The organism is Candidatus Omnitrophota bacterium (assembly GCA_028712255.1).
Lineage (GTDB): Bacteria > Omnitrophota > Gorgyraeia > Gygaellales > Profunditerraquicolaceae > UBA6249.
In genome coordinates, this window is record JAQTQJ010000009.1 from 28,139 (window position 1) to 50,498 (window position 22,360).

General features: G+C 39.2%; 29 protein-coding genes and 1 riboswitch. All 29 genes read left to right on the forward strand.

Annotated features, from left to right (window positions below):
* Nucleotides 1–47 precede the first annotated feature (47 nt).
* The 29 genes from rpsH to PHC29_05510 all read left to right on the forward strand — a co-directional run bounded on the left by rpsH (nt 48) and on the right by PHC29_05510 (nt 22,355).
* On the forward strand, nt 48–443 hold the full coding sequence (rpsH, locus tag PHC29_05370) for a 30S ribosomal protein S8 (protein MDD5108918.1): 396 nt from the start codon (nt 48–50) through the stop codon (nt 441–443).
* Between the two features lie 56 nt (nt 444–499).
* A complete protein-coding gene (gene rplF / locus PHC29_05375) occupies nt 500–1,051 on the forward strand; it encodes a 50S ribosomal protein L6 (protein MDD5108919.1) in 552 nt (183 codons plus the stop codon).
* A gap of 1 nt (nt 1,052) precedes the next feature.
* Nucleotides 1,053–1,412 (forward strand): 50S ribosomal protein L18, encoded by a 360-nt coding sequence (gene rplR, locus PHC29_05380; GenBank protein MDD5108920.1) that lies wholly within the window; start codon nt 1,053–1,055, stop codon nt 1,410–1,412.
* Nucleotides 1,413–1,415: 3 nt separating this feature from the next.
* A complete protein-coding gene (rpsE, locus tag PHC29_05385; protein MDD5108921.1) occupies nt 1,416–1,868 on the forward strand; it encodes a 30S ribosomal protein S5 in 453 nt (150 codons plus the stop codon).
* Between the two features lie 9 nt (nt 1,869–1,877).
* The gene (rplO, locus tag PHC29_05390; GenBank protein MDD5108922.1) at nt 1,878–2,450 is read left to right on the forward strand and encodes a 50S ribosomal protein L15; all 573 of its coding nucleotides are present in this window, start codon (nt 1,878–1,880) and stop codon (nt 2,448–2,450) included.
* Entirely contained in the window at nt 2,451–3,797 is a 1,347-nt protein-coding gene (secY, locus tag PHC29_05395; GenBank protein ID MDD5108923.1) for a preprotein translocase subunit SecY, read from the forward strand. It abuts the gene before it with no gap.
* On the forward strand, nt 3,797–4,444 hold the full coding sequence (locus PHC29_05400; GenBank protein ID MDD5108924.1) for an adenylate kinase: 648 nt from the start codon (nt 3,797–3,799) through the stop codon (nt 4,442–4,444). The genes secY and PHC29_05400 overlap by 1 nt, the downstream gene beginning before the upstream one ends.
* A complete protein-coding gene (gene map, locus PHC29_05405) occupies nt 4,445–5,188 on the forward strand; it encodes a type I methionyl aminopeptidase (GenBank protein MDD5108925.1) in 744 nt (247 codons plus the stop codon).
* On the forward strand, nt 5,189–5,407 hold the full coding sequence (gene infA / locus PHC29_05410) for a translation initiation factor IF-1 (protein ID MDD5108926.1): 219 nt from the start codon (nt 5,189–5,191) through the stop codon (nt 5,405–5,407).
* 101 nt (nt 5,408–5,508) lie between these two features.
* Nucleotides 5,509–5,622, forward strand: a complete 114-nt coding sequence (gene rpmJ / locus PHC29_05415; protein ID MDD5108927.1) for a 50S ribosomal protein L36 — start codon at nt 5,509–5,511, stop codon at nt 5,620–5,622.
* A gap of 38 nt (nt 5,623–5,660) precedes the next feature.
* Nucleotides 5,661–6,074: a 30S ribosomal protein S13 gene (rpsM, locus tag PHC29_05420; protein ID MDD5108928.1), complete on the forward strand. Its 414-nt coding sequence runs from the start codon at nt 5,661–5,663 to the stop codon at nt 6,072–6,074.
* A gap of 64 nt (nt 6,075–6,138) precedes the next feature.
* Nucleotides 6,139–6,528, forward strand: a complete 390-nt coding sequence (gene rpsK / locus PHC29_05425; protein ID MDD5108929.1) for a 30S ribosomal protein S11 — start codon at nt 6,139–6,141, stop codon at nt 6,526–6,528.
* A gap of 3 nt (nt 6,529–6,531) precedes the next feature.
* The gene (rpsD, locus tag PHC29_05430) at nt 6,532–7,161 is read left to right on the forward strand and encodes a 30S ribosomal protein S4 (protein ID MDD5108930.1); all 630 of its coding nucleotides are present in this window, start codon (nt 6,532–6,534) and stop codon (nt 7,159–7,161) included.
* 47 nt (nt 7,162–7,208) lie between these two features.
* Nucleotides 7,209–8,201 carry a DNA-directed RNA polymerase subunit alpha gene (locus tag PHC29_05435; protein MDD5108931.1) on the forward strand — a complete coding sequence of 331 codons (993 nt, stop codon included), beginning with the start codon at nt 7,209–7,211 and terminating at the stop codon, nt 8,199–8,201.
* Between the two features lie 3 nt (nt 8,202–8,204).
* Nucleotides 8,205–8,765 carry a 50S ribosomal protein L17 gene (rplQ, locus tag PHC29_05440; GenBank protein ID MDD5108932.1) on the forward strand — a complete coding sequence of 187 codons (561 nt, stop codon included), beginning with the start codon at nt 8,205–8,207 and terminating at the stop codon, nt 8,763–8,765.
* 74 nt (nt 8,766–8,839) lie between these two features.
* Complete coding sequence (locus PHC29_05445) at nt 8,840–10,015, forward strand: pyridoxal phosphate-dependent aminotransferase (protein MDD5108933.1); 1,176 nt, start codon at nt 8,840–8,842, stop codon at nt 10,013–10,015.
* Nucleotides 10,016–10,089: 74 nt separating this feature from the next.
* Nucleotides 10,090–11,346, forward strand: a complete 1,257-nt coding sequence (locus PHC29_05450; protein MDD5108934.1) for a 3-isopropylmalate dehydratase large subunit — start codon at nt 10,090–10,092, stop codon at nt 11,344–11,346.
* A gap of 27 nt (nt 11,347–11,373) precedes the next feature.
* Entirely contained in the window at nt 11,374–12,420 is a 1,047-nt protein-coding gene (locus PHC29_05455; protein MDD5108935.1) for a type IV pilus twitching motility protein PilT, read from the forward strand.
* Complete coding sequence (locus PHC29_05460; protein ID MDD5108936.1) at nt 12,417–12,917, forward strand: 3-isopropylmalate dehydratase; 501 nt, start codon at nt 12,417–12,419, stop codon at nt 12,915–12,917. The genes PHC29_05455 and PHC29_05460 overlap by 4 nt, the downstream gene beginning before the upstream one ends.
* Nucleotides 12,918–14,015, forward strand: a complete 1,098-nt coding sequence (locus PHC29_05465) for an isocitrate/isopropylmalate dehydrogenase family protein (protein ID MDD5108937.1) — start codon at nt 12,918–12,920, stop codon at nt 14,013–14,015.
* A 137-nt stretch (nt 14,016–14,152) separates the two neighbouring features.
* The gene (locus PHC29_05470; GenBank protein ID MDD5108938.1) at nt 14,153–15,067 is read left to right on the forward strand and encodes a malate dehydrogenase; all 915 of its coding nucleotides are present in this window, start codon (nt 14,153–14,155) and stop codon (nt 15,065–15,067) included.
* A gap of 8 nt (nt 15,068–15,075) precedes the next feature.
* Nucleotides 15,076–16,365 (forward strand): dihydrolipoyl dehydrogenase, encoded by a 1,290-nt coding sequence (lpdA, locus tag PHC29_05475; GenBank protein ID MDD5108939.1) that lies wholly within the window; start codon nt 15,076–15,078, stop codon nt 16,363–16,365.
* A gap of 87 nt (nt 16,366–16,452) precedes the next feature.
* The gene (locus PHC29_05480) at nt 16,453–16,689 is read left to right on the forward strand and encodes a biotin/lipoyl-binding protein (protein ID MDD5108940.1); all 237 of its coding nucleotides are present in this window, start codon (nt 16,453–16,455) and stop codon (nt 16,687–16,689) included.
* Nucleotides 16,690–16,835: 146 nt separating this feature from the next.
* On the forward strand, nt 16,836–18,002 hold the full coding sequence (locus tag PHC29_05485; GenBank protein ID MDD5108941.1) for an HD domain-containing protein: 1,167 nt from the start codon (nt 16,836–16,838) through the stop codon (nt 18,000–18,002).
* Nucleotides 18,003–18,007: 5 nt separating this feature from the next.
* The gene (locus PHC29_05490; protein ID MDD5108942.1) at nt 18,008–19,123 is read left to right on the forward strand and encodes a glycosyltransferase; all 1,116 of its coding nucleotides are present in this window, start codon (nt 18,008–18,010) and stop codon (nt 19,121–19,123) included.
* The gene (locus tag PHC29_05495) at nt 19,123–19,980 is read left to right on the forward strand and encodes a lysophospholipid acyltransferase family protein (protein ID MDD5108943.1); all 858 of its coding nucleotides are present in this window, start codon (nt 19,123–19,125) and stop codon (nt 19,978–19,980) included. The genes PHC29_05490 and PHC29_05495 overlap by 1 nt, the downstream gene beginning before the upstream one ends.
* Nucleotides 19,981–19,982: 2 nt before the next feature.
* The gene (locus PHC29_05500; protein MDD5108944.1) at nt 19,983–20,660 is read left to right on the forward strand and encodes a glycosyltransferase family 2 protein; all 678 of its coding nucleotides are present in this window, start codon (nt 19,983–19,985) and stop codon (nt 20,658–20,660) included.
* A 15-nt stretch (nt 20,661–20,675) separates the two neighbouring features.
* The gene (locus tag PHC29_05505) at nt 20,676–21,179 is read left to right on the forward strand and encodes a cob(I)yrinic acid a,c-diamide adenosyltransferase (protein ID MDD5108945.1); all 504 of its coding nucleotides are present in this window, start codon (nt 20,676–20,678) and stop codon (nt 21,177–21,179) included.
* Between the two features lie 46 nt (nt 21,180–21,225).
* Nucleotides 21,226–21,448, forward strand: a riboswitch (cobalamin riboswitch).
* A 79-nt stretch (nt 21,449–21,527) separates the two neighbouring features.
* The gene (locus PHC29_05510) at nt 21,528–22,355 is read left to right on the forward strand and encodes a cobalamin-binding protein (protein MDD5108946.1); all 828 of its coding nucleotides are present in this window, start codon (nt 21,528–21,530) and stop codon (nt 22,353–22,355) included.
* The last annotated feature ends 5 nt before the right edge of the window (nt 22,356–22,360 follow it).

Genomic DNA, 22,360 nt, shown 5'->3' on the forward strand with positions numbered 1-22,360 from the left:
CTAAGCGGGATTGCGCCGGTGTTCCGCTTGTGCGGAAGGAGAGTTAAATGTCAAGAACTGATTTAATTGCAGATGTTTTTACAATCATACGTAATGCTATATTGATTAAAAGGGATGTGGTTGATGTTCCGGCTTCTGGTAATATAAAATCAATTATGGCTATTCTTAAGAAGAATGAATATATTGATAATTTTAAATTGATTGAAGATAAGAAACAAGGCATGGTGAGAGTTTACCTGAAATATAATGCGGGAAAATCGGCGATCCGTAATATTAAGCGTGTTTCAAAGCCGGGTTTGCGGGTTTATGTAAGAGGCAAGAAGGTTCCCGCAGTATTGAGGGGCAGAGGGTTGGCGATTGTTTCTACCTCGAAAGGCGTTATCACTGATAAAGAAGCTAAAGAACTTGGTGTGGGCGGGGAAGTTATCGCCTATATCTGGTAACACTTTGCGTTTATAAGGAATTACGCGGGTATGCCCTTGTGGGCAAAGGAAAATAAATGTCTAGGATTGGGAAAAAACCGGTAACAATACCTAAAGATGTAAAAATAGAAGTCAAAGATGGAGTAGTTTTGGTCCAGGGGCCTAAGGGTAAGCTTGACCGTAAACTTTCTGATCGGATTAGTGTTGAGATTAAAGATGATCAACTTTTGGTTAAAAGAGTAGCGGATACTAAGTTGGATAAATCTATGCATGGATTATACCGGGCTCTTATTGTGAATATGATTAAAGGTGTAACTGAAGGTTATCTTAAGGAGCTAGAGATTATCGGCGTGGGATTTAAAGCTGCGGTGGCTGGGGATAAATTAAATATGGCCTTAGGATTTTCGCATCCGGTGAATTTTACAATTCCCGCAGGTATTAAAATCGAAACTCCTAAACCCACTCAATTAGTCATAAGAGGCATAGATAAGGAGTTAATAGGGGAAGTGGCAACTGAAATACGCGCAATTTATCCTCCTGAGCCTTATAAGGGTAAAGGGATTCGTTTTGTAGGAGAACAGGTAAAGAAGAAGGTGGGTAAGGCGCAGGCAACTGGCGGTGCTAAATAAAATGAGAAAAAAAGAAGAGTTAAGGCTAAAGAGGCATAAACGAATTAAAATGAAGATGTTGGGTACCAAAGAGATGCCACGGTTGGTTGTGCATCGTTCTCTGAAAAACATCTCCGCTCAGCTTTTGGATGATACGGCGGGTAAGGTATTATTTTCTTTCTCTACCAAAGATAAGGGGGCAAAACAGAAATTTACCAGCGCCGGAAATATTAAATCGGCGGAAATTTTTGGAGAGTTGTTTGCTAAAGAAGCAAAGGAAAAAGGATATAGCAAAGTAATTTTTGATAGGGCAGGGTATCTTTATCATGGAAGGGTTAAATCTTTTGCCGATGCATTAAGAAAAGGTGGAATGGAGTTTTAAATTATGCGTGAATTAAATATTGGACAGCAAACAGACCTGATCGAGAAAGTTATTAGCATAAACCGCGTTACTAAGGTAACCAAGGGTGGAAAGAAATTGCATTTTAGTGCTTTAGTGGTTGTTGGCGATACTAAAGGGAGAGTGGGTTTTGCTTTAGATAAAGCCAATGAAGTCGCCGAAGCTATTCGGAAATCTTTGACGAAAGCTAAAAAAAGCCTGTATAAAATCCCTCTGGAGGGGGCAACTATTCCTCATGAGGTTGTTGGTAAATTTGGAGCGGCAAGTGTCCTGCTCAAACCTGCTTCTGAAGGTACAGGTGTTATTGCAGCAGGGCCGGTACGTGCAATCTGTGAAGCGGCTGGTATTAAAGATATACTCACTAAGTGTTTAAAATCAAATAATCCGATTAATGTTATCAAGGCTACGATGCAGGGATTAATAAGCCTAAAGGCTTAAAAATTTAAAATGAAAGAAAAAAAACCAGTTACAAAATCAGTAGTTAAGAAAGTGTCCGTTAAGAAAGCAGTGGCTAAAAAAGTTTCTGCTAAACCAGCTAAAGAGATTCAACAAAAAATTTCAATAAGCGGGGTTTCTTTATATAATCTGAAGAGGCCGTTTGGTTCACACAAAAAGAGAAAATATTTAGGACGAGGTTCAAGTAGCGGGCATGGTAAGACTTCAACCCGCGGAAGTAAAGGGCAAACTTCGCGTGCAGGACGGCATTTTTATTTAGGTTTTGAGGGTGGCCAATCTCCGCTTATCCGTAAGATGCCCAAACGCGGATTTGTGAGTAATTTCAAGAAAGTTTACCAGATCGTTAAACTGAATGACTTAAACGCAATTAAGGAAGCCACAATTACCCCGCTTATTTTAAAGAAAAATGGTTTAATTCGAAATGAATCTGCGTTAATTAAGATATTAGGCAATGGCAGTATTAAGAATGCGGTGATTGTTCAAGCGCATGCTTTTTCAAAACGCGCCGCTAGTGAAATTGTCAACGCCGGCGGAAAAGCAGAAATCTTACTGAGTAATCAATAAATGTTTAACGCACTAATTAATGCGTTTAAGATTCCGGATTTAAAAAAACGTTTAATTATAACAGGCGCGCTTATTGCAGTTTATCGCGTAGGATGTTATATCCCTACTCCTGGTATAGACGGCGCAGCACTTGCAGATTTTTTTAACCGTATCTCTAAGACTCAAGGCGGTACGCTCTTTGGCATAATTAATATGTTTTCCGGTGGTGCTATGGAACGCTTGACTATATTTGCCTTAGGGATAATGCCGTACATATCATCAAGCATTATCATGCAGTTACTTACTGCAGTTATTCCGGCTTTTGAGAAAATGGCAAAAGAAGGGAAATCCGGATACGAAAAAATAAATCAGTTTACGCGTTACGGAACAGTATTATTGTCGGTTATACAATCATATTTTATAGCTCTGTGGCTTGAGAATCCGGCGCGTTTTGAAGGTTTGCAGATTGTTATGCATCCGGGCTGGGGATTTCGGATCTTAACGGTCCTGACTCTTACTACCGGGACGATCTTTATTATGTGGTTAGGAGAGCAGATTCAGGAACGGGGTATTGGCAATGGAATTTCTTTAGTTATTACTGCTGGTATTATTTCAAGGATTCCTACGGCACTTAGCCAGCTATTTGTTCTAATTTCACCGTTTGCTCCAAGCCGCAGGCAGATTCAACCAATTACTCTTTTAATCATGGCAGTTTTATTGGTGGTGGTAGTTTTTTCGGTAATCATGATTACACAGGGAATAAGAAAGATTCCCGTGCAATACGCCCGTAGAATTGTTGGCCGTAAGATTTACGGAGGACAGAGCACCTATATACCGCTTAAGGTAGATACTTCCGGAGTTATCGCGATTATTTTTGCACAGTCAATTATTCTATTTCCGGCGACCCTGGCTTCTTTTATTCCGAATCCGGCTTTTCAACAATTAGCCCAGAACCTTATTCGCGGGCAAATACTTTATTCAATAGTTTATGCTCTTTTGATAATTTTCTTTTGTTATTTTTATACTGCTATTGTTTTTAATCCTAATGATTTATCTGAGAACATGAAAAAATATGGAGGTTTTATCCCCGGAATTAGGCCGGGTGCACCAACCGCTGAGTTTCTTGATTATGTTATGACTAGAATTACTTTAGCAGGAGCGGCATTTATTTCAATAATTGCTATTTTTCCGGATTTCATTATGGCCTGGCTAAAAGTTCCATACTTGGTAGCTTCATTTTTTGGGGGCACAGGCGTTTTGATTATTGTCGGGGTTATGTTAGATACTTTAAAGCAAATTGAATCGCATTTATTGACGCATCATTACGAAGGTTTTATAAAAAGCGGCCAAATTAGAGGAAGAAGATAATGTACTTAGTACTTTTAGGCCCTCCTGGGGCCGGTAAAGGCACGCAGGCAAAAAGATTGGCGCAAAGATTGAGCCTGCCGCATATATCTACCGGAGATATCTTAAGACAGAATGTCAAAGATGGCACTGCCCTTGGTAAACAGGCCAAAGGTATTATGGATAAGGGTTTACTTGTTTCGGATGATTTAGTGGCAAAAATGCTCGATGAACGTTTTAATAATCCGGATATAAAAAAAGGTTTTATTTTAGATGGATATCCCAGGACATTGTCTCAGGCTAAGACTTTAGATGAGATTTTAAGTAAAAAGAAACTAGCGGTAGATTTAGTAGTTTATTTGAATACAAGCGATGAAGTAATTATTAAGCGGCTTACCGGAAGGTTAGTTTGTTCTAAATGCGGGGCGAATTTTCATGTAATTAATATGCCTCCTAAAGAAGAGGGAGTTTGCGATAGTTGCCAGGGGTCTTTATATCAGCGTTCTGATGATAATGAGGAAACGGTGCGCAAGCGCCTTGAAGTTTATAAAAATGAAGTTGCTTCTTTGATAGAGTATTACAACCAGGTAAAAAAGCTGCACAGTTTGAATGCCGATTTAGATCCTGGGGTGGTTCTGGAGCAGATTATTAAATTAAGTACGAAAAATTAAATGATCTGTTTGAGGTCTCCAAGTGAAATTGAGATGCTTAAGCGTTCAGGTAAGATCTTGGCAGCTGTTATGCGCAGGATAGAGGATATCGTAGAGCCAGGGATTACTACCTTAGATATCGATCGTTTGAGCGAAGAATTAATTCTTAAGGAAAAGGCTATTGCAGCTTTTAAGGGGTATAAAGGTTTTCCGGCAACTGCCTGTGTTTCTGTAAATGAAGAGGTTGTTCATGGTATTCCTGGTCCAAGAGTGATTTTGGAAGGGGATATCATAAGTATAGATTTAGGAGTAAACTATCAGGGTTATTTCTCGGATATGGCAGTAACGCTGCCAGTAGGTAAGGCAGATCAGGCTAAAATAAAACTTATTGAAATAACCAAGCAATCGTTAGAAATTGGTATTACGCAGGCGCGGGTAGGTAACTATTTAACTGATATTTCTCATAGTATTCAAAGTTTTGCAGAGGCGCAGGGATTTTCCGTAGTTAGGCAGTTTGTGGGCCATGGTATTGGGGCTGCATTACATGAAGATCCGGAGATTCCTAATTTTGGTAGGCCTCATTTGGGAGTTCTTTTAAAAAGCGGTATGGTTTTAGCAATTGAACCAATGATTAATGTTGGAAGCTGGGAATGTCTTATTCTTGAGAATGGCTGGACAGCAGTGACTAAAGATGGCACTCCATCAGCCCATTTTGAGCATACTGTGGCGATTACCGATAAAGGGCCAGTAGTACTGACAAAGTAAATGGCAAAAGAAGAACTAATTGAAACTGAGGGTAAGATTATTGAAGCGCTGCCTAATGCTATGTTTAAGGTAGAGCTTGAAAATGGGCATGTAGTTTTAGCGCATGTTTCGGGAAAGATGCGTATGAATTTCATCAGGATTCTTCCGGGTGATAAAGTAAAATTAGAACTTTCTCCTTATGATTTGGCCCGAGGGAGAATTACTTTTAGGGTGAGATAAATGTTTTTCTTCGCCAATAGATATTTAAAGCAATGGTGTGGCTTCGAAGGAACTATTCCTGCGGAGCTCTACCATAAATTTAATGTTAGGAGCGTAGCAGAATGAAGGTTAAAGCGTCGATCCGTAAGATTTGCGATAAGTGTAAAATAATAAAACGAAGAGGGGTTGTGCGTGTAATTTGCGTGACTTCTAAACATAAACAGAGGCAAGGCTAGGCTTTTTAAGGCCTTTACTCAGTGCTCAAGGAGTTCATATGCCAAGAATTATCGGTGTTGATATACCTAAAGAAAAAAGAATTGAGATAGCGCTTACTTATTTATATGGAATAGGCAGGGCAACTTCAAATGTTGTGCTAAAAGAAGCAGGGATTAGCCCTGATAAGAGGGCCAAGGATTTAACTGAAGAGGAGGTATCGCGTATTACTAATATTCTTCAGAAAGGATCTTTGAGGATTGAAGGTGACTTACGTCGTGATATCTCACAGAATATTAAACGCTTGATGGATATTGGTTCTTGGAGGGGGATGCGCCATAAAAAGGGCCTTCCTGTTCGTGGCCAGCGTACACGTACAAATTCGCGTACCAGAAAAGGCAAGAAGAGAGTAAATTTGGCGCCTATTAAGAAGGTTGAAAGCGCACCAAAAGCTGCAAAGCAGGCGGGAAAGTAATATACACCCCGCGCTAATTGGTATTGCGCGGGTGTTGTCTAGGTAGACAAGGAGATAAAATAAAATGGCGACAAAAGATAACGCAAAGAAGAAAAAAATTGCTCGCGGCATAACCAGCGGTATTGCCCATATTCAGGCAAGTTTCAATAATACGATTATTACTATAACCGATAAACAAGGTAATGTTTTGGCTTGGAGTGCTCCAGGCTCAGTAGGTTATAGTGGTTCTAAGAAATCCACTCCTTTTGCCGCGCAACTTGCAGCAACTGATGCTGCCAGAAAAGCTAAAGAGGTAGGGGTTAAAGAGTTGGAAGTTTATGTGAAGGGGCCGGGTTTTGGCAGAGAGTCAGCAATTCGGGCGCTTCAGGCAGCAGGATTGGTCGTAACTTTGATTAAAGATGTTACTCCTATTCCTCATAATGGTTGCCGTCCCAAGAAGAAAAGGAGAGTTTAATTTATGGGCCGTTATATTGGTGCAGTTTGTAGGTTATGCCGTAGGCAGGGTGAAAAATTATTTTTAAAAGGGACAAGGTGCCAGACTGAAAAATGCGCGGCTAGCAAGAGAGCATATCCGCCGGGCCAGCATGGTGAAGGCAGAAGGCAGAAGCTTTCTAACTACGGAGTACAGCTAAAAGAGAAGCAGAAGGTTAAGAGGATTTACGGGGTTTTGGAAAAACAATTCCGCATATATTTTAAGATTGCTTCAAAAACTAAAGGCGTAACCGGTAAGGTTCTTCTGCAATTGTTAGAGCGTAGGCTTGATAATGTGATTTTTCGTATGGGGCTGGGAATTTCGCGTTCGCAGGCCCGCCAGATCGTTAGGCATAATTGGGTCGCGGTTAATTCCCGTAGAGTAAATATTCCGTCATTTTTAGTTGATAAAGATGATGTGGTTGAGATCAAAGCTAAGGATAAAGCCAAAATTAAACTTAAAGATAATCTGGAGCTTTCTAAAGACAGAACTGTTCCTAGTTGGCTTGAGTTTACCTTAGCCGATATGAAAGCCAAAGTTTTGAGGCTTCCTGAAAAAGGCGATATCCAGCAGCAGATACAGGAGCAGTTGATCGTCGAGTTGTATTCTAAATAATCAGGCATTAATTAAGCAGGTTTATTAAATATAATCAGGGGGGTAATATGGGGATAAAATGGAGAGATTTTCAGTTTCCTAAAAAACTTGAGTGCGATGAGTCAACATATACTGATACATATGGAAAGTTCCAAGCAGCTCCTTTTGAAAGAGGCTATGGCGTAACTTTGGGTAACTCTTTAAGAAGAGTTTTACTTTCATCTATCGAAGGAAGTGCTGTAACTGCAATTAAAATTGCTGGTGCTTCTCATGAGTTTTCTACGATTGCCGGGGTTCTTGAGGATGTCCCTGAAATCATCTTGAATATCAAAAGCCTAGTTTTAAATTCTCATTCCAAGATCCCCAAAACAATTTATTTAAAAGCGGATAAGAAGGGTGAGGTTAAGGCTAAAGATATTCAAACAGATGAGACCATTGAGATAATTAACCCAGAGCTTCATATTGCTACCCTTACCAAGGATACCAAGCTCAATATAGAAATGGAAGTATCGCGTGGCAGGGGTTATGTTGCGGCTGAGTTGAATAATAAAGAAGATAAAATTGCAGGTTTTATTGTAGTTGATTCGATATTTACTCCTATTAAGAAGATTAATTATTATGTGGAGAATACGCGTGTAGGACAGCGCACGGATTATGATAAATTGATCCTTGAGATCTGGACTAACGGCAGTATTAACCCTAAAGATGCTTTGCTTTATGCTTCCAACATTTTACAAAGGCATTTAGATATCTTTGTCAGCTTTGGCCAGTTGCCTGAAGATATCGCAGAAGAAGAGCCGGAGATGACTAAAGAAGATGCAGCTTTATATGAAAAACTAAGGTTGCCAATCTCTGAGCTTGAACTTTCAGTGAGAAGCTCAAATTGTTTACGAGAAGCCGGAATTAAAACTATTGCTGACCTGGTTAAAAGAACCGAAGATGAGATGCTCAACTTTAAAAATTTTGGTAAGAAGTCTCTTACCGAAATTCAAGAGCTTCTTATGAGTATGGGGGTTAGTTTAGGGATGCAGGTTGATCCTAAGAAAATGAAGAAAGGTTAAAAAATGCGTCACGCAAAGAAAAGGATGCAGCTTGGCCGTTTTACCAGTTGGCATGATGCAACAATAAAGAGTTTGGCCAAAAACATGATAATCTGTCAAAGCATTAAAACTACTTTGACTCGCGCCAAAGCTACTAAACAAATGGTCGATAAGCTTATAACTTTATCTAAGAGAAATACGCTTTTTGCCCGTAGACAGGCGCAAAGGGTTTTAGGTGAACATAAGCTGGTGAATCTACTTTTTACTGAAATTGGGCCGCGGTTTACGGGGCGCTCAAGTGGTTTTACTCGGATTATTCCATTGGGTAAACGTAGAGGAGATAATGCGGAATTGGTTATTTTTGAGCTTACTGAGTTAAAGAGAAAAGAACCTAAGAAGGCAAAAGAGAAAAAGCCTCAAGTAGCCCAGGTAACGGAAGAAGTCAAGGATGACAAAATCACTCAAGAGCCGAAAAAGGAAACTAAAGAGGTAGTTAAAGAGAATCCGCTTGATGCGAAGAAGCCGCAGAAGAAATTCATGGGTGGTTTAAGAACCATTTTTAGAAAGAAAAGTGATTCTTTGTAAATTCATCTTCACAATAGCTGTATATTAAATTTCGTTAGAGTACAGATAGTGTGGGGGGTATAAGAAAAACTTTTATGAAAATAGATACTAGAGTTGCTGAGCGGCTGAAAAAAATAAATCCTTCCTCAACGCTGGCGATAACCTCTAAAGCTAAGAAACTTAAAAGCGAGGGTAAGGATATTGTTAGTTTTGCCGCCGGCGAACCTGATTTTGATACCCCTGACTTTGTAAAAGATGCGGCAATTGCGGCAATAAATTCAGGATTCACCAAGTATACTCCTACCACAGGCATACCCGAATTAAAAAAACTTATTTGTCAGAAATTTAAAAAAGATAATTCTTTGGAATATGCTCCGGATCAGATCATCGTTTCCAATGGAGCAAAGCATAGCATTTTTAATGCGTTGATGGTGCTTCTAAACCGTGGTGATGAAGCACTTATTCCCCTGCCTTATTGGGTAAGTTACCCTGAGATGGTAAATCTGTGCGAGGCAAATGTGCGTTTTATAAAAACAATCTCCGCAAATAATTTCAAAATTTCTGCAGCTGATCTTTCCAAGCATATTACTGCAAAAACCAAAATCCTTATTCTTAATAGCCCATCGAATCCGACCGGTTCTGTCTATGACCGGCAGGATTTGGAAGCTATCGCTAAAATCTGTGTGGCTAAAAATATTTTTGTGATCAGCGATGAGATTTATGAGAAGATTACTTTTGACGGTTTAAAACATAATTCTATTGCCAGTCTAAATAAAGATATTTATAATTTAACCATTACGGTCAATGGTTTATCTAAGAGCCATTCGATGACTGGTTGGCGTATCGGTTACCTGGGGGCTCCCAGTGATATTGCAAATGCTATTTCCAATCTGCAGGATCATACAACTTCTAATCCGAATTCTATTGCTCAGAAGGCAGCGGTGGCAGCAATGAGTGCTCCGGAAGATTTCACGCATAAATTATGCCTTGAGTTTGCCAAAAGGAGAGATTATTTGGCTGCAAGGCTTCGGGAAGTTAAGAGGCTAAGTTTTTCTATGCCGTTTGGAGCGTTCTATATGTTTTGTGATATATCTAAAACAGGCCTTGACTCTTTAACCTTTGCTAAGCGCTTGCTGGAGGAAGAATATGTAAGCGTAATTCCAGGATGCAGCTTTGGAATGGATGATCATATTAGGATAAGTTTTGCCACAAGTATTGAAGAATTACAAAAAGGAATGGATAGGATAGAGGGTTGGTTAAAGAAAATATAAATAGGCTGTAAGTTGTAAGTCGAAAGTTTTAAGCTTAAAGCTTACGACTTATAGCTTAAAACTAAAGTTATTTTATGGCCAAGACAATTGCAGAAAAAATTTTAAGTAAACATGCCGGTAAAGATTTGAAGGCGGGTGACTTTGCTGTTTGTAAAGTAGATTTTACTTTTGGCCAGGATGGTACCTCCTCGATAATAATTGATCGCATTAAAGAGCTGGGTATAAAGAAATTAAAGACTTCATTTTGTATGGTAATTGACCATAGCTCTCCAAGCCCTAGTGAAGGGGTTTCTCGTGTACATAAGAAGATGCGCGATTTTTCACGGGATTTTAAGACAGAGATTTTTGATATTGGTTGTGGAGTATGCCATCAGGTTATTCCTGAATCCGGCAAAATCCTTCCCGGGAATCTGATTTTAGGAGCGGATTCCCATACCTGTACTTATGGAGCCCTTGGCGCATTCTCTACCGGTGTAGGGTCGACGGATTTAGCTATAGCTTTATCTACAGGGAAGAATTGGTTTAAGGTTCCTGCAACTATAAAAATTATAGTTCAGGGTAAGCTTAAAAGTGGCGTTTTTGCTAAGGATGTAATTTTACATATAATCGGTAATTTAAAAAGCGACGCAGCCACATATAAAGCAGTTGAATTTTACGGCCCTGTGATTGATAATATGGGAATGGATGGGCGTTTTACTATTGCTAATATGTTAGTTGAAATGGGGGCAAAAGCAGGCTTTATGCCGGTTGATAAAAAAACTGTTACTTGGTTAAAACCTAGAATTGCCAAAGGAGTGCGTATTGAAAGTATTGCGGCGGATAAAGGGGCTATCTATGAGAGTGTTTACGAATTTGATGTTTCTACGCTTGGCCCGATGGTTTCTATGCCGCATAGTGTAGATAATACCGCAGAGGTTACTTCTCTGAATAAGGTAAAAATTGATGAGGCTTTCTTGGGGACCTGTACTAATGGCAGAATAGATGACCTTGTGGTTGCGGCAAGAGTTTTAAATAAAAGAAAAGTTTCCCCGGCAGTCAAATTAATTATTGCTCCCAGCTCACGTGAAGTTTATCTGGAGGCTTTAAGGCTCGGGTTAGTCGAGATGTTTATTAAAGCTGGTGCTTGTATTGTAGCTCCAGGTTGTGGCCCTTGCGTAGGAACGCATAACGGAATTCCTAGCGATGGAGAAGTAGTGATTTCAACTGCTAATCGTAATTTTAAAGGCAGGATGGGCAATCCTGCGGCATTTATTTATTTAGCTTCTCCGGCTACAGTAGCAGCTTCTGCGCTGACCGGTTTTATAACTGACCCCAGAGTTTATTTTAAGTAATACCCTTTCAGGATAAGGAGGTATTTTATGGAAATTCGCGATTTACTTTTGATGTGTAATGAAAACGGAGCTTCGGATTTACATATTACGGAAAATGAACCTCCGGTTTTACGAGTCGATGGTAGATTATTGCGTACACAACTGGAAAAATTAGATAAGCAGAGCCTAAAGAAAATGATTTATAGCGTTCTTTCTAATACCCAGAAAGAGATTTTCGAGCGTGAACTGGAACTCGACTTTTCTCTTGCCCTGCCTGATTTAGACCGTTTTCGAGTGAATGTCCATTTACAAAAAGGTTCAGTTGAGGCGGCATTTCGCCGTATCCCCAGAGAGATTCCTGCTGTGGAAAAATTAGGTTTACCAAAAATTATATCTGATTTAGCTCGTAGGCCAAATGGTTTGGTTTTAGTAACTGGTCCTACTGGCATGGGAAAAACCACTACTTTGGCGGCGATGATTGATCTTATTAACGGCGAGCGGGAATGCATGATCACCTGTATTGAGGACCCGATTGAATTTATTTATGCCAATAAGAAGAGCATAGTTAAACAGCGAGAGGTTTATTCGGATACACATTCTTTTGCTGATGCCCTGCGCCATGCCCTTAGACAAGATCCCAATGTTATCGTGGTAGGAGAGATGCGTGATTTAGAAACTATTTCAACTGCGCTGACGGCAGCTGAAACTGGCCACCTTGTTTTGGCTACTTTGCATACCCCAGATGCCCCGCAAACTATTTCTAGGATTATCGATGTTTTTCCTCCGCATCAGCAGACGCAGGTTAAATTACAACTTTCCGATTGTTTGCAAGGAGTAATTTCACAGCTTTTGCTTCCGCATGCCTCAGGGAAGGGCAGGGTATTGGCTACGGAGGTGATGATAGCAACGGCTAGTATTCGCAACCTTATCCGTGAACAACAAATTGAACAGATTCCGACAATGATGCAGACTGGCTTACAATATGGTATGAATACCATGGATAGCTGTCTTAAGGAGTTGACTCAGAAAGGGTTGATTACTTTAGATATGGCTATGTCTAAGGTAAAGAATAGGGAAGAATTCAAACAGCTATGAGTATTGCAGGAACTAGCGTAAAATTAGGGGACAATATAAATACGGATTTTATTATTTCCGGAAGATATAAGTTTGCGATTACGGATATGAAGGAGTTGGCTAAGCATATTATGGAAGATATTGATCCGAATTTTCCTCAAAAGATTATTCCGGGTAAAACAATTATTGTAGCAGGTAATAACTTTGGCATGGGGTCAAGCCGTGAACAGGCTCCTTTGGTAATTAAAGAGGCAGGGATTGTGGCGGTATTGTCACCACAATTTGCGCGTATATTTTTCCGTAATAGTTTTAATATCGGTTTAGCGTTAATTGAAACTGATACCAGTAAAATTGATGAGCATGACCAGCTGGAAATTGATTTAAATTTAGGCTTGGTGAAGAATCTAACCAAAGGCATTGATTTAAAGATTAAACCTTTACCTAAATTTATGCAGGATTTATTGGCTGAAGGCGGAATAACTAATTATTATAAGAAGCATGGAGAACTTAAAATTTAGATGGAATATAAAATAACTTTGATTCCCGGAGATGGTATTGGCCAGGAAGTTTCTCTTGCAGCTACTCGATGTATTGACGCTACGGGAGTTAAGATTAAATGGGATACTGTGCTTGCAGGAAGTGTCGCCTTGGAGAAAATGGGAGAGCTCTTGCCACAGAGCGCATTAGATTCAATCAGGAAGAATAAAGTCGCTCTTAAGGGCCCGATTACTACCCCTATTGGCACTGGATTTCGATCGGTAAATGTAGCTATTAGGCAGGCTTTAGATCTTTATGCATGCGTGCGTCCGGCAAAAAGTTATTTAGGAGTAAAAAGTATTTTTAAAGATATCGATTTGGTCATTATTAGGGAAAATAGCGAAGATCTTTACGCAGGTATAGAATTTGAAGAAGGTAAGCCTGAAACCAAAAATTTAATTGCTCAGATTCAAAAAGATACCAAGCGGATAATTCGTCAGGATTCCGGAATAACTATCAAGCCTATCTCTAAATTTGCCTCAGAAAGAATTGTAAAGTTTGCTTTTGAGTATGCTTTAAAGAATAAGCGTAAAAAAGTTACTTGTGTGCATAAGGCAAATATCATGAAATTTACCGACGGACTATTTTTAAAAGTTGCCCGGGAAGTCGCAGTAAATTATAAAGAAAAGATAATTTTTGAAGAAGCTATTGTAGATAATATTACCATGCAGCTAGTACAGAAGCCGCATAATTATGATGTTTTGGTGTTGCCCAATCTTTATGGAGATATAATTTCAGATCTTTGCGCAGGTTTGGTTGGTGGTTTAGGGGTTGCTCCGGGGGCCAATATCGGTTCTGATATTGCGGTTTTCGAAGCAGTACATGGATCTGCGCCAAAATATCAGGGTCAGAATAAGGTTAACCCAACGGCTATGATTTTATCTGGGGTTTTGATGCTGCGGTATATTAATGAAGCTAAGGCGGCAGATAAATTAGAAGAGGCGGTAAAAGAGGTAATTAGTGAAGGTAAATTTGTAACATACGATTTAAAAAATGATCCGCTTGATTCAACTGCTGTAGGTACTGCGCAGATGGCTGATGCGATTATTGAGAAGGTTAAAAAATTAAATAAGGCATAAGTTATAAGTGATAAGCCTTAAGCTTACAGCTTGTTTAGATTTTAGAAAACACGGGACCGTTTCTATTTTTCTAAATTTAGAAAAATAGAAACGGTCCCAAGATTCCAGTTTTAGATTTGTTAAAAGGGATATTTAGGATGAAAATATCAATTATCGGTGCGGGTAATGTTGGTAGCTTAACGGCAATGCGCATCGCCCAGGATGGATTGGGCGATGTTTTGCTTATTGATGTGGTGAAGGGTTTAGCGTACGGAAAGTCATTGGATTTAGAGGATGCCCGGCCGCTTTTAAGGTATAATTACAATATTTCTGGCAGTGATGATATCAGCCGAATAAAGGATTCAGATATTATAGTAGTTACTGCAGGCCTGGCGCGTAAACCTGGGATGAGCCGCGAAGAATTGCTAGTTAAGAATGCGCAGATTTTAAAAGGGGTATGTTTAAATATAAAAGAACTGGCAAAACAAGCAATTGTTATAGTGGTAACTAACCCTTTGGATATTATGACTCTTTATGCTTTAAAGATTACTGGTTTTGGCCCTAGTAAGCTTTTTGGCATGGGAATTAGTTTGGATACTGCCCGATTTGTTAACCTAATAGCCGGTGAATTAAATTTACCCGTTACGGATATTGAGGCGCTTGTAATTGGCGCTCATGGTGAAACCATGCTTCCTTTGCCAGCTCTTACAAAAGTTAAAGGCGTTCCTTTAGATGAGTTTATTCATGATGAAAAAATTAAAACTTTAGTCAGCCGTACTGTTGGAAGAGGTGCTGAAATTGTTGCCAGCCTTGGTACAGGTAGTGCATTTTTTGCTCCTTCAGCTGCAGTTTCGGCAATCGTTAAAACAATAGTAAAAGATGAAAAACGTATCATTGGCTTATGTAGTTATCTAAATGGCCAATATGGTATTAATGACAGTTGCCTTGGTGTTCCCTGCCGCCTGGGAAAGAATGGCATTGAGCAGATTATTGAATTGGATCTTTCAGTCGATGAAAAAGCTAAGCTGATCAAATCAGCCAAACTTGTTACTCAGGCAGCAGCACAATTATAAACCATACCATGTATGATCTGGCTGTTATTGGAGCAGGTTGGGCGGGTTTTAACGCTGCTCTAAGGGCAAAGGATTTTAAGTTAAAAGTTTGCCTTATTGAGTCCGATAATATCGGCGGAACCTGCTTAAACAAGGGTTGTATTCCAACCAAAACATTAATTGCCTGCGCAAAAGTATTCTCGCTTACTAAGAAATCATCAACTTTTGGAATAGAATTAGATAATCCCCGGTTTAATTTCACAAAAATCCAAGAGAGAAAAAATAAAATTATTTATCAGCTTGCTCAAGGTATGAGAGCCAATCTTTCGGGTATTGATTTTATTCAATCAACCGCACAAATTCTTTCTCCTCATGAAATAAAAGTCGATGGCCGTTTAATTAGCGCCAAGTTTCTACTGATTTCAACCGGAAGCCATCCGCTGGAATTAGCGCAATTAAAATTCGATAAGGAAAAAATAATCTCAAGCGATGAAGCTCTGTCTTTATCAGAAATCCCGCCTTCTTTATTGATAGCCGGTGGAGGAGTAATTGGTTGTGAATTTGCCAGCCTTTTTTCTATTCTGGGTTCTAAAGTGGCTATAGCTGAGAAAATCCCTAATATATTAGCAGGACAGGATAATGATGTGGTTAGAAAGATTGAAGTTATATTTAGGAAAAAATCCATTGAAGTGATTACTGGTGTTGATATTGCAACTTTGGCTTTACAGAATTATTCACGAGTTTTGGTTTGTGTAGGAAGGGCTCCTAATACTTCAGGCTTAGGGTTGGAAGGTTTAGGGATAAAATTGGAAAATGGTAGAATAATTGTTGATGATTACCTTAAAACTAATGTTGACAATATATATGCTGCAGGAGATTGTACTTCTAGGATAATGCTGGCTCATTATGCTTCTTATCAGGGCAGAGCTGCGGTTGAAAATATGGTTTTGAATAATAAGCATAAAGCGGATAATTCAGTTGTGCCTTCTTGTGTATTTACTGATCCACAGATTGCTAGCGTAGGTTTGAATGAAGATAGGGCGGTGGCTACTGGTATATCGGTTAAGGCCTATAAGTTTGATTTCCGTGCTTGCGGTATGGCCTGGATTATCGATGAGGTTGAGGGATTTATCAAGGTTATTAGCAATCGGGATACTCAGGAAGTAATCGGCGCTAGCATAATTGGCCCGTTTGCTAGCGAATTAATTGCAATCTTCTCTGTAGCAATTTCTGCGCATTTGACCGTTAGTCAGATACGCGCAATAATCTTTGCTCATCCTACTCTTTCGGAATCAATACATGAAGTTGTATGTGATTAAGAGCACCTGGCCCTTAATGGAATTGGGCCAGTGTTCGCCTGGTGGCGAAGAATTGCGCGGGTGTTTCCTTGTGGGAAGGAGGCTTTTATGGTAAAAGTCGTTTTACCGGAATTAGGCGAAGGTATTACTAAGGCTACCGTATCATATTGGTTTTTTAAAGATGGACAGAAAGTAAGTAAGAATGATGATTTGGTTGAACTTACTACAGATAAAACTACATTTAATTTACCCAGCCCCTGTACTGGAATAATCTCTGAGATAATGTATAGTGAAGGCGATAGCGTAGAGGCAGGTCAGACACTAGCGGTAATCGATGAAGAATAATCGGCAGCTGATTCCGTTAAAAATAAGGGGATGGTTCTCTTAAGCAAGAGAACCATCCCCTTATTTTTAACTAAGATTTTAATTGCAACAGCATGCACACTTTGCTATCATTATATAATAATTAAACTTAGGAATAGGTGAGATAAATGGCAATTGATTATAAAAAAGAGCTAGAGAATGCAGCCAGAAACATGATTCTTGTTCATGATCCGGATTCTTTGATCAAGATGATTGTGCGCATGATTGTTGCCAAAACCAAAATTAATCACGCCAGTTTCTTTTTGTATGATAAGGAAAAACAGGGATATCTACTTACGGTTTCCAGGGGTTCTTTGTCCAAAAAAGTTCCTTTAGGGCTTGTTTGTATTGACAAAGATGATGTATTGATACGTTTTTTTAAAGAGCATAAAAGCAGCCTTATTTTTGGTAGAGAAGTATTGCTTTATGACCAAGCAAGAACTGTATTAAAAAACGCAAAATTAAAGAAGGAAGTATTGCAACAGTTAGGGCAGGTTCTTTACCAGATGGAACTTTTGGAAACCCATGTTTGTATCCCAAGTTATTTTCGTGAACAGTTGCTTGGGCTTTTGTTTTTAGGTGGAAAAAGTAATGGTAGGAAATTCCTTGATGAGGAGCTGGATTTTTTTATTGCTCTTAATTCCAATGCATCAATGGCTATCAGGAATGCCCAGCTATTTAAGGAGTTAGAAAATGAATTGGAGCACAAACATCAGCTATTTGTGCGCACTACCATTGCTTTGGCCGCGGCCATTGAAGCCAAGGATAATTATACCCATGGCCATACTACCCGGGTAACAAATTTGAGTATTGAGATTGCTAAAAGGATAGCGCATAAATCCAGGAATAATTTTGATGGAAAGTTTTTAGAGAATTTGCATATTGCCAGTCTTTTACATGATATTGGAAAAATTGGAGTGCCGGAGCATATTTTAAATAAAAGAAGCGATCTCACAGTGGGAGAGCGTAATCGGATTAAAGAGCATCCTATGATTGGGGTTAATATTCTAAAGCCGATTAAAGAGCTGGATGGGCCAATGCTGGGCGTTAAATATCATCATGAACGCTTTGATGGGCAAGGTTATCCTGAAGGCTTAAAAGGCCAGCAGATCCCTTTGATTGCTTCCATAATTTCCGTAGCAGATTCTTTTGATGCTATGAGTACTGACCGGCCATACCGCTTGGCCTTAGACAAGAAGGATGTAATTAATGAAATCAGGTCTCTAAGCGGCAAGCAGTTTTGTCCCCGTGTTACTGATACTTTTCTAGAGCTCTGCAGGGAAGGCAGAATCTAACTTCTATGCGCCCTAAACGTATAATCTTAATGTATATTTCTGAGGTTTCCGGCCATCGCAGCGCTACTATGGCTATAGAAAAAGCAATTAAGCAATTGCGCCCGGATACCGAAATCTTAAATATTAATGCTTTTAATTACACTAATCCGATATCGGAAAAAGTGATTAACCGTATTTATATGGAGGTAATCAAGCGTACTCCTAAGATTTGGGATTATCTTTATGATAATCCCAGCGTAGTTAAAGGGCTTGAAAATATCAAACGGCGTGTCCATAAATCAAATTCGCCAAAACTTAAAAAACTTTTTGATAGTTTTAATCCGGATTTAGTTGTTTGTACCCAGGCATTTCCTTGCGGGATGGTTGCTGATTATAAAAAAACCTACAGTGTAAATTTACCATTAGTTGCGGTATTAACGGATTATATCCCGCATTCATATTGGGTTTATGATACGGTAGATTACTATATAACTCCTTCCGAAGATGTATCGGCTCGCCTAGAAAAAAAAGGTGTCGCCTCCGGTAAGATTAGGTCATATGGCATACCATTCGACCACAAGTTTAATCAGAAACTGGATATTGGGCATATTTTTGATAAGTTAGGGTTGAATAAGCAAAGACCAGTGGTATTAATTATGGGGGGAGGCCAGGGGTTAGGTCCTATTAAAACTATCGTTGGATCCCTTGAAAAAAGTAATCATGATCTTTGCGAGCTGATTGTCGCCGGTATTAATAAGAAATTATTTAGGTCTCTCAAGCGTAAGATAAAGCATTATAAAAAAGATATTCACTTGTTTGGTTTTGTGCAGAATATCCATGAATTAATGCGGATTTCTAGTGTAATTATTTCTAAGCCTGGAGGGGTTACTACTGCTGAAGTTTTAAGTATGGGTTTGCCTATGGTTATTGTTAAACCTATTCCCGGCCAGGAAGTCAATAACACCAGTTTTTTAACCCAGAAAGGGGCAGCAATCAAAGTGGATGAGCCTAAAGTAGTCCATAAGATTATCGACGAACTGTTAGAAAATAAAACAAAATTAGAGCAATTGAAAAGCGCTGCTTTAAAAATTGCCAAGCCGCAGGCCAGCATGGATATTGCTAAACTTCTTTTGAGCCTATAGTGCTAAATTATTATCTTTACCGCTTTGGCCAATTTATCGCTTTAAACTTACCGCTAAAATTTGTTTATTGTTTTGCAATGTTTTTAGCCGACCTACATTATTTTTTTGCATTCCGTGATAGGAGATTTGTAAGAAATAACCTAAGGGTTATTTTTCCGGATAAACCGATTAGAGATTTACGAAAGATTAGTAGAAAGGTTTTTCAAAATTTTGCCAAGTACCTGGTAGATTTTTTCCGTTTTGAAAAATTGGATCTTGAGTATATAGATAAAAATATAAAGTTGGAAAATTTGCATCATTTTGATGACGCCTTGTCTAAAGGCAAGGGCGCAATAGTATTAACTGCTCATTTAGGCAATTGGGAGCTTGGAGGAGTGGTTATCGCGCAATTAAAGTATCCTTTTTGGGTGGTAGCCTTGCCCCATAAAAACAAAAAAGTTAATGGATTTTTCGACACGCAGAGGAATGGAAAAGGGGTTAAGGTTATTGCCATGGGAAAAGCTGTCAGAAGCTGTATTTCCGAAATCAGAAATAATCATATGGTGGCTTTGGTGGGGGACCGGGATTTTACTGAAAAAGGGATTGTAATTGATTTTTTTGGTAAACCTACGCATTTTCCGAAAGGGCCGGCAGCTTTAAGCCTAATGACTGGGGCTTTGATTGTTCCCGGTTTCATGCTTAGGAATCCAGACGATAGTTTTACTTTGAGAATTGAAAAACCAATAGAATTTTCTCCTACCGGAGATAGGGAAAAAGATTTGGCAGGATTAGTTACTGTTTATAAGAAGATTATTGAAGATTATATCCGTAAATATCCCGAACAATGGTATGTTTTCCATAAATTCTGGGTTAGCTAATTATGCGCACCTGTGTAATTATTCCAACTTATAATGAATCTAGGGCAATTGGCAGCTTAATTAGCCAGATAACTAAATTAGGCCTTGAGGTAATTATAGTGGATGATGGCTCAAGGGATGATACAGCAAAGATTGCACTTTCAAGCGGCGCTAAGGTTTTGCGTAATGATATTAATATGGGCAAAGGCGCCTCTTTAATCAAGGGGTATAATTTTGTTATTGCTCAGGGATTTGACGCAGTGATAAGTATGGATGGGGATGGCCAGCATTCATGCGATGATATTACGGCATTTATCCATAAGGCTAAAGATTCTCAAAACGCTTTGATTGTTGGTAACCGTATGAGCACAACTAGAGGCATGCCTGCCTTACGTGTTATAACTAATCGTTTTATGTCAGCATTAATTTCGTTAATCATTAAGCAATATATTCCTGATACTCAGTGTGGTTTCCGTTTAATAAAAAAAGAATTACTTGAGAAAATAAACTTATCAACCTCTAAATATGAAACTGAGTCTGAAATTCTGATTAAGGCGGCGCGCCTCGGTTTTAAAATCGAATCTATCCCGATTAAAACTATTTATTCCGGGCAAAAAAGCCAGATAAATCCTTTTATCGATACTTTAAGATTCCTGCGTTTCATTATTCTGCACTCTATAAGGAGCCCTAAGCATGTTTGAAAAGGTGTTTTCTGAATGATTCAGGTTTACACAGGTAATGGTAAAGGTAAGACTACTGCGGCATTGGGCCTGGCAATACGTGCTGCCGGAGCAGGATTTAATGTTTATATTGCGCAGTTTACAAAGGGCCGGTTTTGTAGCGAACATAAGGCATTGAAGAAAATAAAAAATATAAAAGTGGAACAGTTTGGCAGGAATTGTTTTATAAAATATAAACCTCAAGCAATCGATGTTGCGTTAGCTCATAAGGGCCTGGAAAAAGTAAAAAAAATTATTTCCCGCAGGAAATACCGCTTAATAATTTTAGATGAAATTAACGTTGCTCTGAAATTAAGGTTGGTCGAGATTAAAGACGTGCTGGATTTAATGAAATATACTCCCAGAGGCATTGAATTGGTTCTTACCGGCCGCTGCGCTCCGGAGCAGATTGTAAAATGCGCAGACTTGGTTAGCCAAATAAAGGAAATTAAGCATTATTATAAGCGTGGTTTTAGAGCAAGAAAAGGCATTGAGTTCTAAAAGATAAAGTTTATTGACAAATTAGAATGGAGTGTTAAAGTAATTAAGACAATTTAGTGATACAGGTTAAGGGAAATCCGTTTGGCCACAAGGCCATGGTTTGGCACAAAAAAGCCAAAGCCAGAAATCGGATGCGGTCCCGCCGCTGTAAAAGTTGACGAAAGCTGCTAGCAGATAAAAGCCACTGTACTATGGAAATTAGTATGGGAAGGCGCAGCAAGTAGGATAAGACTTAAGCCAGAAGACCTGCCTGTATAAAGAAAGTAATGCCTCGTGGAAGGGCCATAGTATTATCAGGGTGAAGCCCGATCCAGGTACCAGGAGTACCAGGTTCGGGTATTTTATTTTATGAAGAAAACTATTTTTCTAGCCGTATTTTTTGGTTTATTTTTTTACTCCACGGCTTTTGCGTATGCGCGCTATATCAGCCTTGCTCCTTCTACAACCGAGATACTTTTTGCTTTAGGGTTAGATGAAGAGATTGTGGGGGTAAGCTCGTATTGTAACTATCCGGCGCAGGCAAAAAACAAGAACAGGATTGGGGATTTTAGTAGTCCTAATATTGAGAAGATAATTTCATTAAAGCCGGATTATATTTTTTGTACCGGCCTTGAGCAAGCGCCAGTAATTACACAGTTAAAACAGCTCAAACTTAATGTTTATGTCGCCGACCCGGTAAATGTCGAAGAGTTGTTAAAAACAATCAAAGAAATAGGAGAGATAACCAAGAGAACAAGTCAAGCAACTGTATTGATTCAACAGATGAGAAACCAGATTCAGGCAGTAACTTCGAAGGTAGAACTTATTCCACAGGGAAAAAGGATTAAAGTTTTTCTTGAGATTTGGCATGAGCCATTAATGACTGCGGCGGGTGGCTCTTTTGTTGACGAGTTAGTTACTCTAGCAGGAGGGATTAATATTGCTCATGATTTACCACGGCCATATTGCAGTTTTAGCGCTGAAAGTGTAATTAGCCTTAATCCTCAATGCATTATCCTGGCGTATATGGATAAGGAGGCTCCTTTAAAATTAATTAAACAGCGTTTTGGCTGGGAAAGAATCGATGCCGTAAAGAATGGGCGGATATTCAACGATATTGATCCGGATATTTTACTTCGGCCCGGCCCAAGAATTACCAAAGGGCTTAGTCAAATTTATAAAAGATTGTACCAATAATAGAG